This is a genomic window from Pseudomonas sp. AGC41 (genome assembly GCF_057334555.1).
Map to the genome: position 1 here is coordinate 74,382 of NZ_JBHFJB010000046.1, position 8,040 is coordinate 82,421.

At 62.3% G+C, this 8,040-nt stretch carries 8 protein-coding genes; 7 read left to right on the top strand and 1 reads right to left on the bottom strand.

The window, feature by feature from the left end; translation table 11 throughout:
* Positions 1-411, bottom strand: a 411-nt coding sequence (locus ACE04F_RS09320; RefSeq protein WP_486106103.1) for a VOC family protein, incomplete at its 3' end; no start/stop codon positions are given.
* 261 nt (positions 412-672) lie between these two features.
* On the opposite strand from ACE04F_RS09320, the gene ACE04F_RS09325 reads away from it, so the two are divergent.
* The 7 genes from ACE04F_RS09325 to ACE04F_RS09355 all read left to right on the top strand — a co-directional run bounded on the left by ACE04F_RS09325 (position 673) and on the right by ACE04F_RS09355 (position 7,980).
* Positions 673-1,827, top strand: coding sequence for a mandelate racemase family protein (locus ACE04F_RS09325; protein WP_486106104.1), 1,155 nt, complete (start codon positions 673-675; stop codon positions 1,825-1,827).
* Positions 1,828-1,896: 69 nt separating this feature from the next.
* Entirely contained in the window at positions 1,897-3,519 is a 1,623-nt protein-coding gene (locus ACE04F_RS09330; RefSeq protein WP_486106106.1) for an ABC transporter substrate-binding protein, read from the top strand.
* 35 nt (positions 3,520-3,554) lie between these two features.
* Positions 3,555-4,592, top strand: a complete 1,038-nt coding sequence (locus ACE04F_RS09335) for an ABC transporter permease (protein WP_486106108.1) — start codon at positions 3,555-3,557, stop codon at positions 4,590-4,592.
* Positions 4,592-5,500 carry an ABC transporter permease gene (locus ACE04F_RS09340; protein ID WP_486106110.1) on the top strand — a complete coding sequence of 303 codons (909 nt, stop codon included), beginning with the start codon at positions 4,592-4,594 and terminating at the stop codon, positions 5,498-5,500. The genes ACE04F_RS09335 and ACE04F_RS09340 overlap by 1 nt, the downstream gene beginning before the upstream one ends.
* A 10-nt stretch (positions 5,501-5,510) precedes the next feature.
* Entirely contained in the window at positions 5,511-6,350 is an 840-nt protein-coding gene (locus ACE04F_RS09345; protein ID WP_486106112.1) for an ABC transporter ATP-binding protein, read from the top strand.
* A 10-nt stretch (positions 6,351-6,360) separates the two neighbouring features.
* On the top strand, positions 6,361-7,128 hold the full coding sequence (locus tag ACE04F_RS09350) for an ABC transporter ATP-binding protein (RefSeq protein WP_486106114.1): 768 nt from the start codon (positions 6,361-6,363) through the stop codon (positions 7,126-7,128).
* Positions 7,129-7,257: 129 nt separating this feature from the next.
* A complete protein-coding gene (locus ACE04F_RS09355; RefSeq protein WP_486106116.1) occupies positions 7,258-7,980 on the top strand; it encodes an oligogalacturonate-specific porin KdgM family protein in 723 nt (240 codons plus the stop codon).
* The last annotated feature ends 60 nt before the right edge of the window (positions 7,981-8,040 follow it).

The following is an 8,040-nucleotide window of genomic DNA, read 5'->3' on the forward strand; positions in this document are numbered from 1 at the left end:
CCCCCCCCCCGGCCCCTTCAACTCGATCTGGTTGCCATCCGGGTCGAGGCAATAGATCGACCAGCCTTGCCCCTCCGCGCCATAGCGCATCTGTGCCTTCTCGACATCCAGCCCGGCTGCGCCCAGGTGAGCGAGCAGGGCCTGTTCATCAAACGGCTCGATGCGCAGGCAGAAGTGGTCGACGTTGTGCCCCTGCCTGCCGGAAGCCGCGCCACCCTGACGGCCGAGCGGCCCTTCGACATCCACCAGATCGATCATCGACGCACCGGCGCCGAGATGGACCAACCCCAGATCGTCCCGCCGCTTCTTCAGTTCGCAACCGAGCACTGATGTGTAGAAGGCGAGGCTGCGCTCGATGTTCGTCACGCGCAGGACGACGTGGTCGATGCGCTCGATGGTGAAATTTTTCATACCGGTCTCCACAAGGCGGGCACAAATGGGCCACGTCACTGTAGCCAGAATTTCCCAAGGGGAACGAGCTGGTCATCAGCGAGGGCAAGTGGCGTGGTATGACGACATTTCAAGTTGTCATCTTCCGGAAATAGAGCTAATCCGAATAAACCTCATATTTAGCTGATAACCAGGCTTGACAGCTCCGAGTAAACGTACAAATAATCCGTCATGTTGTATGACGACATACAAATAAAAATAACCACACGGTGGCTCCTTCCTATGAGAATCACAGGCGTTCACGTCGAAATCTTTTCCACCCCGTCGCGTCGCGCCCAGGACAGCGCCGGCCACGCCCATCCAGGCGATGAAGTCATGATCAAGATGGCCCTGCTGCGCATCAGCTGCGACGATGGCTCGCAGGGTTACGCCTTCGGTACGCCCGAGTTGATTCGTCCACACATCATCGAATCGTTCGTGCGCAAGGTGCTGATCGGCCGCGACCCGATGGACCGGGAGAGCATTTGGCAAGACCTGGCGCACTGGCAGCGCGGCAGCGCCGGCCAGTTCACCGACCGCGCGCTGGCGCTGGTGGAGCAAGCCTTGTGGGATTTGGCCGGGCGCAAGCTGAAGTTGCCGGTGCACAAGCTCATCGGCGGTTACCGTGACAAAGTCCTGGCCTACGGCTCGACCATGTGCGGCGACGATTTGCCGGGCGGTCTGTCGACGCCGGATGAGTACGGCCAGTTCGCCGAAAAGCTCGTCAAGCGCGGCTACAAGGCGATCAAGCTGCACACCTGGATGCCGCCGATTTCCTTCGCGCCGAATCCGCAAATGGACATCCAGGCCTGCGCCGCCGTGCGCGAGGCGGTCGGCCCGGACATCGCCCTGATGCTCGATGGCTACCACTGGTACAGCCGCATGGATGCATTGACCATCGGCAAGGCCCTGGAAAAACTCGATTTCGCCTGGTTCGAAGAGCCGATGATGGAAGACTCCGCCGAGTCCTACGCCTGGCTGGCCGCCAACCTGGACATCCCGGTGCTGGGCCCGGAAAGCATCGCCGGCAAATTCCACAGCCGCGCCAGTTGGGTGACGCAGAAGTCCTGTGACATCCTGCGCGCCGGCGTGGCTGGCGTCGGCGGTATCGGCCCTTGCCTGAAAGTGGCGCACCTGGCCGAGTCGTTCGGCATGGATTGCGAGGTCCACGGCAACGGCGCGGCGAACCTGGCGGTGGTGGGGGCGATCAGCAACTGCCGGTGGTACGAGCGCGGCCTGCTGCACCCGTTCCTCGATTACGAGGAAGTGCCGGCGCACCTCAACAGTATTGTCGACCCGATGGATGCCGACGGTTACGTGCATCTGTCTGATCGGCCGGGGTTGGGCGAGGACATCAACTTCGCGTATATCGAAGCCAACACCTTGTCTCGACACTGATGGCGCACCGCGTCCGAGGCTGAGCGGCCCGGACGACAAGTCTTTATAAATATAAGAAAGGACTGAACCATGAAACTCTGGCCCAAGCGCCTGACCAGGCTGCTGTGTGTCATCGTGGCCCTGTGCGCAGTGCAGGTGCCCGTCAGCCTGGCCCAAGGCGAAACGCCCGCCGACCAATTGGTGGTGGGCATGAGCATGATCAACTTGCTGTCCCTGGACCCGGCGGCTGCGACCGGCCTGGAAGTGGCCGAGGTCAACGCCAATGTCTACGACATGCTCCTGGAGCAGGACGCGGCGCAGCCGGACACGCTGGTGCCGGCCCTGGCGAAAAGCTGGGAAGTCAGCCCGGACCGCATGCGTCTTACCTTCCAGTTGCGTGACGACGTCCGTTTTCACTCCGGTGCGCCGCTCACTGCGCAAGATGTCGCCTGGTCCTTGCAACGTGTGGTCACCCTCAACCGCGCCCTGGCGTCCACCTGGAAAGCCTACGGTTTCACCGCCGACAACGTCGCCCGGCTGATGCGCGCCGAAGGGCCGCACACCTTCGTCATGGAACTGCCGCGCGTCACCGATCCGCTGTTGGCACTCAACACCCTGGCCACCTCGCCGAGCGCGTTCATCATCGATCGCTCGGTGGCCTTGCAGCATCAGGTCGGTGACGACCAGGGCGCGGCCTGGCTGGCAACGCACACGGCCGGGTCCGGTGCGTTCAAGCTGGATATCTGGCGCGCTAACGACGTGATCCTGATGAGTCGCAACGAAGACTACTGGCGCGGCGCGCCGAAGTTGCGCCGGGTGATCATGCGCAACATGACCGAGTCCCAGGCCCTGCGCCTGATGGTCGAGCGCGGTGACCTGGATGTCGCCCGCGGCATGGCGGCCACCGACATCAAGGCGCTGGGCAAGGTGGATGCGGTGCGCATCCAGAGCATCGCCCGCGGCACGCTGTACTACGTGGCGATGAGCATGCAACAGCCGCTGTTCCAGGACATCCGCGTGCGCCAGGCGATCCGTCTGTTGATCGATTACCAGGGTATCAACGACGTGGTGATGCCGCACTACGGCGTGATCAACCAGCGCCCGATGCAGTTGGGTTTGCCGGCTCGCCTGGACGATCCGGGTTATCGCCTGGACGTGGCCGAGGCTCGCCGCCTGCTGGCAGAAGCCGGTCACGCCGAGGGTTTCAAGGTGAGCATCCGCTCGCTGACCGACCCGCCCTTCATCAACATCGCCACCAGCCTGCAAGCGACGCTGGCCCAGGCGGGCATCCAGGCGACAATCATCACCGGCACCGGCAACCAGATCTATGGGGCGATGCGCGACCGCCAGTTCGACATCCTCGTCGGACGTGGCGGTGGTGGGGCGGAGCGCCATCCGCATTCGAGCCTGCGGGCCCTGGTGTACAACCCGGACAACCGCAGCGAAGCCAAGTTGAGCAACTTTCAGGGCTGGCGCACTTCGTTCTTCAACCCGCAGCTCAACCAGCTGATCGAACAGGCCGAGCGCGAGCGCGACCCCGAACGGCAGCGGCAGATGTATGCCCAGGTCCAGACCCTCTATGACCAGCAGGCCGGGGCAATCATGCCGGTCTCGCAGATGGTGGATGAGGTGGTGATTCACGCCGACGTGCGCAACTACATCGGCCACACCGCCGCCACTACCCGTCTTCGCGACGTCTACAAGCAGCGCTGAAATCGACGGCCTCAAGGCCAAGGCAGGAAATGAACATGTCGACTGCATCCTTTTCAATCTGGACCACCCGGGCCGCTTCGGCGACCCGGCGCGGCGGCTCGGTGGCGGTCACGCTGCTGGGGTTGCTGTTGCTGACCTTTTTTATCGGCCGGGTGATGCCGCTGGACCCGGTGCTGGCAATCGTTGGCCCGGACGCCGACGCCTCGGCTTACGCCCAGGTCCACCAGGAACTGGGTCTGGACAAGCCGCTGTGGACGCAGTTCGCGATCTACCTCGGCGACCTGCTCCACGGTGACTTCGGCATGGCCTTGCTGACCGGCAACCCGGTCATCAGCGACATCGCCCGGGTGTTTCCGGCCACCTTGGAACTGGCGACCCTGGCGATTCTGTTCGGCGTGCTGGCGGGACTGCCGCTGGGTGTCTACGCGGCGACTCATCAGGGCCGCGCCGGTGACCATGTCGCGCGGTTGATCACGCTGTTCGGCTATTCCACGCCAATCTTCTGGATCGGCATGATGGCTTTCCTGGTCTTCTACGCCTGGTTGGGCTGGGCCGGCGGCGTCGGGCGAATCGGCCTGGCCTATGACGGGTTGATCCCGAGGCACACCGGGCTGCTGTTGATCGACACCGCCTGGTCCGGCGAGTGGGAAGCCTTTCGCAGTGCGCTGCGGCACATCCTGCTGCCGGCGGTGATCCTCAGTTTCAACTCGGTCGCCTACATCAGCCGCATGACTCGCAGCTTCATGCTCGAGCAACTGTCCCAGGAGTACATCATCACTGCCCGGGTCAAGGGCTTGTCCCAACGCAGGATCGTCTGGGGCCACGCCTTCGGCAACATCCGCGTGCAGTTGCTGACCATCGTCGCGCTGGCCTACGGCGGGTTGCTGGAAGGCGCGGTGCTGATCGAAACCGTGTTCGCCTGGCCGGGCTTCGGCCAGTACCTGACGAGCAGTCTGTTGCTCGGCGACATGAACGCGGTGATGGCCTGCGTGCTGCTGATCGGCCTCATCTTCGTGACGCTGAACCTGATCAGCGACGCGCTCTACAAGATCTTCGACCCAAGGACTCGCTAATGAATCTGCCCCTTGCTTCCAGCGCAGCCGGCGGTGCCGCGCTGCCCGCTTCGAGTACGGCAGCGCTGGTCGCCAGCGCCGCCCGGCTGCTGCGATTTCTGCTGCGTAACCCGATGACGTTTGCCGGCCTGGTCGTCGTCTCGACCTTGATGGTGGTTGCGGCGTTCGCGCCATGGATCGCCGGTCACGACCCGTTGCTGCAAAACCTCACCGGCGCGTTGCAAGCGCCCAGCGGCGCGCACTGGTTCGGCACCGATGAATACGGTCGCGATGTGTTCGCCCGGTTGGTGTACGGCTCGCGCATCACCTTGTACATCGTCTTGTTGGTGACGGTGATTGTCGGTCCCATCGGCCTGTTGGTCGGGACCATCTCGGGCTACTTCGGTGGCTGGGTCGACAGCCTGTTCATGCGCATCACCGACATCTTCATCTCGTTCCCGAGCCTGGTATTGGCACTGGCCTTCATCGCGGCGCTTGGCCCGGGCCTGGAGCATGCGGTGATTGCCATCGCACTCACCGCCTGGCCGCCGATTGCCCGGCTCGCTCGCGCCGAAACGCTGCCGCTGCGCAACGCCGACTTCGTCGTCGCGGTTCAACTTCAAGGTGCGTCGAGTACCCGGATCATCCTGCGCCACATCATCCCTATGTGCCTGTCGTCGGTAATCATCCGCCTGACCATGAACATGGCGAGCATCATCCTCACGGCCGCCGCGCTGGGTTTCCTTGGTCTCGGCGCCCAGGCGCCGCTGCCGGAGTGGGGCGCGATGATCTCCACCGGCCGGCGCTACATGCTCGAAAGCTGGTGGCTGGTGGCGGCGCCGGGTGCGGCGATCATGCTGGTCAGCCTGGCCTTCAACCTGTTGGGCGACGGCTTGCGCGACGTCCTCGACCCCCGCAGCCAATCCTGAGGAACGTCCCATGACTGAGATAAAACTGGCTGTGCAGGATTTGTGCGTGGAGTTTCGCAACGCGGGCAAAACCTCCCTGGCGGTGCGTGATGTGTCGTTCAACCTGAGGCGGGAAAAACTCGCCATCGTCGGTGAATCCGGCTCGGGCAAATCCACCGTCGGCCGCAGCCTGTTGCGCTTGCATCCGCCGACGGCGCGGGTCACCGCCAAGACCCTGCGCTTTGCCGACATCGATTTGCTGAAGGCCAGCGAAAAGCAGATCCAGGCGATTCGTGGCGCGCGCATGTCGATGATCATGCAAGATCCGAAGTACTCGCTGAACCCGGTGGTGCGAGTCGGCGAGCAAATCGCCGAAGCCTATCTCGCCCATCACAAGGTGCCCCATCGCGAAGCCCGCGAACGGGCGCTGGACATGCTCGGCAAGGTACACATTCGCGACCCTCGACGGGTCTATGACCTGTACCCCCATGAAGTCTCGGGTGGCATGGGCCAGCGGATCATGATTGCCATGATGGTGATTACCGATCCCCAGGTGATCATCGCCGACGAGCCCACCTCGGCGCTGGACGTGTCGGTGCGCCGGCAGGTGCTCAACGTATTGGAGGAGTTGGTCAGCGAGCGTGACCTGGGACTGATTTTCATCAGCCATGACCTGAACCTGGTGCGGCATTTCTGCGACCGCGTGCTGGTGATGTATGCCGGCCGGGTGGTCGAGTCGATTGCCGCCGCCGATCTGGATAACGCTACCCATCCCTATACCCGAGGCCTGTTGGCCGCGTTGCCAAGCCTGGATCACCGGCGCGCCACGCTGCCGGTGCTGCAGCGCGACCCATGTTGGTTGAACGCTTGAGGAGCCTGTCATGAACATGATCGAAATCGCCGGCCTGAACCTCAGTTTCGGCACCGGCGCGGCACTAAACGCGGTACTGCACGACGTCGACCTGAGCGTTGGCGAGGGCGAGGCATTCGGCCTGGTGGGAGAGTCCGGTTCGGGCAAGACCACCGTGCTGCGTTGCCTGGCCGGACAGTACCAGCATTGGACGGGACGGTTGCAGATCGCCGCAAGGGCGGTGACGCGCAAGCTGCCGCTGGACCACTACCGCACTGTGCAGATGGTTTTCCAGGACCCGTACGCATCGCTGCATCCGCGCTACACCATCGACGCCGCGCTGCAGGAACCACTGCGTATCCACGGCATCACCGGGCGCGGGCAAAAGGTCAGCGAGATCCTGCGCAAGGTCGGCTTGAACGACAGCTTCCGCTTTCGTTATCCGCATCAGTTGTCCGGCGGCCAGCGCCAGCGCGTGGCGATTGCCCGGGCGCTGATCCTGCGGCCGCGGGTGTTACTGCTGGACGAGCCAACCTCGGCACTGGACGTCTCGGTGCAAGCGGAAATTCTCAACCTGCTGGCTGATCTGCGTCGTCAGGAAGGGCTGACCTACTTGATGGTGACCCATGACCTGGCCGTCGTTGCGCACTTGTGTGACCGGCTGGCGGTGATGCAACAGGGCCGGGTGGTGGAAACCCTCGACAGCCAACTGCTGACGAGCGATGGCGCCGCCCACGAGTACACACGTTTGCTGGTGCAAGCCAGTCGCGACATACAGCGAATACCTATCGCCGTATGAAGTAACCCAACCGTTGTAACTGTTTGAACCGCAGCACACGTTGAACCGCAAGTTTCAATGCGCGCACGCGCTCGCCTGCGATTTGGCGTTCAACCCAACTATTGATTTCAACCAACAAGAATAAAAAACATGAAAAAGATACTCACCGCTTTGTCGATCGCTTCATTGTTCACTTCGGTTGTCGTTCAGGCCGATACCGGTTACATCAACGTTCGCCATCAATACGCCGAAAAGACTCGCATGCACGCCGACCGCGCCAAATTCGGCATCAGGCTGGATAACGGTGTGGGCCTGGAAGGCGAACTCAAATACAAGACCGCCGGGGATCGGGAAGATGTCGCCTTCGACAACACCGTCGGCAGCGGCCATGAATTTACTGTCAACTACCAGCACAAGATCGATGATCGCTGGACGCTGACGCCTTCGTTCGCCATGGAAAGCGACGAGGAATCCACCACCTACAAGATGGGCATGCGCCTGGGCTACAAAATCACCAAGGAACTGAGCATCGCCGGTCGCTATCGCTACGACGTCAGCAAGCTGGACCGCGACAGGGTCGATCGCGACGTGCCGGACAATGGCCAGGACGACCAGACGATCCATCGCTACGACGTTTACATCAACTACGCGAACCAGGGGCCGTGGGCCTATGAATACCAACTGACTTATTTCGATGCCGATTACATTCGTTACAACGGCGGTACTGACGACTATGAGCAGAATGCCGTGGTCAAGTACAAATGGGATAAGCGGTGGGCACCGTTCTTTGAGGTCGGTGACATCAAGGTCAACTCGGTCGACAGTGATCGGCAGTTGCGCTTGCGGGTGGGTATTCAATACAACTTCTTCTGAGTCGCGAGATCACCTGGATCAACTTGTGGGAGCGAGCTTGCTCGCGATAGCGGTCTGTCT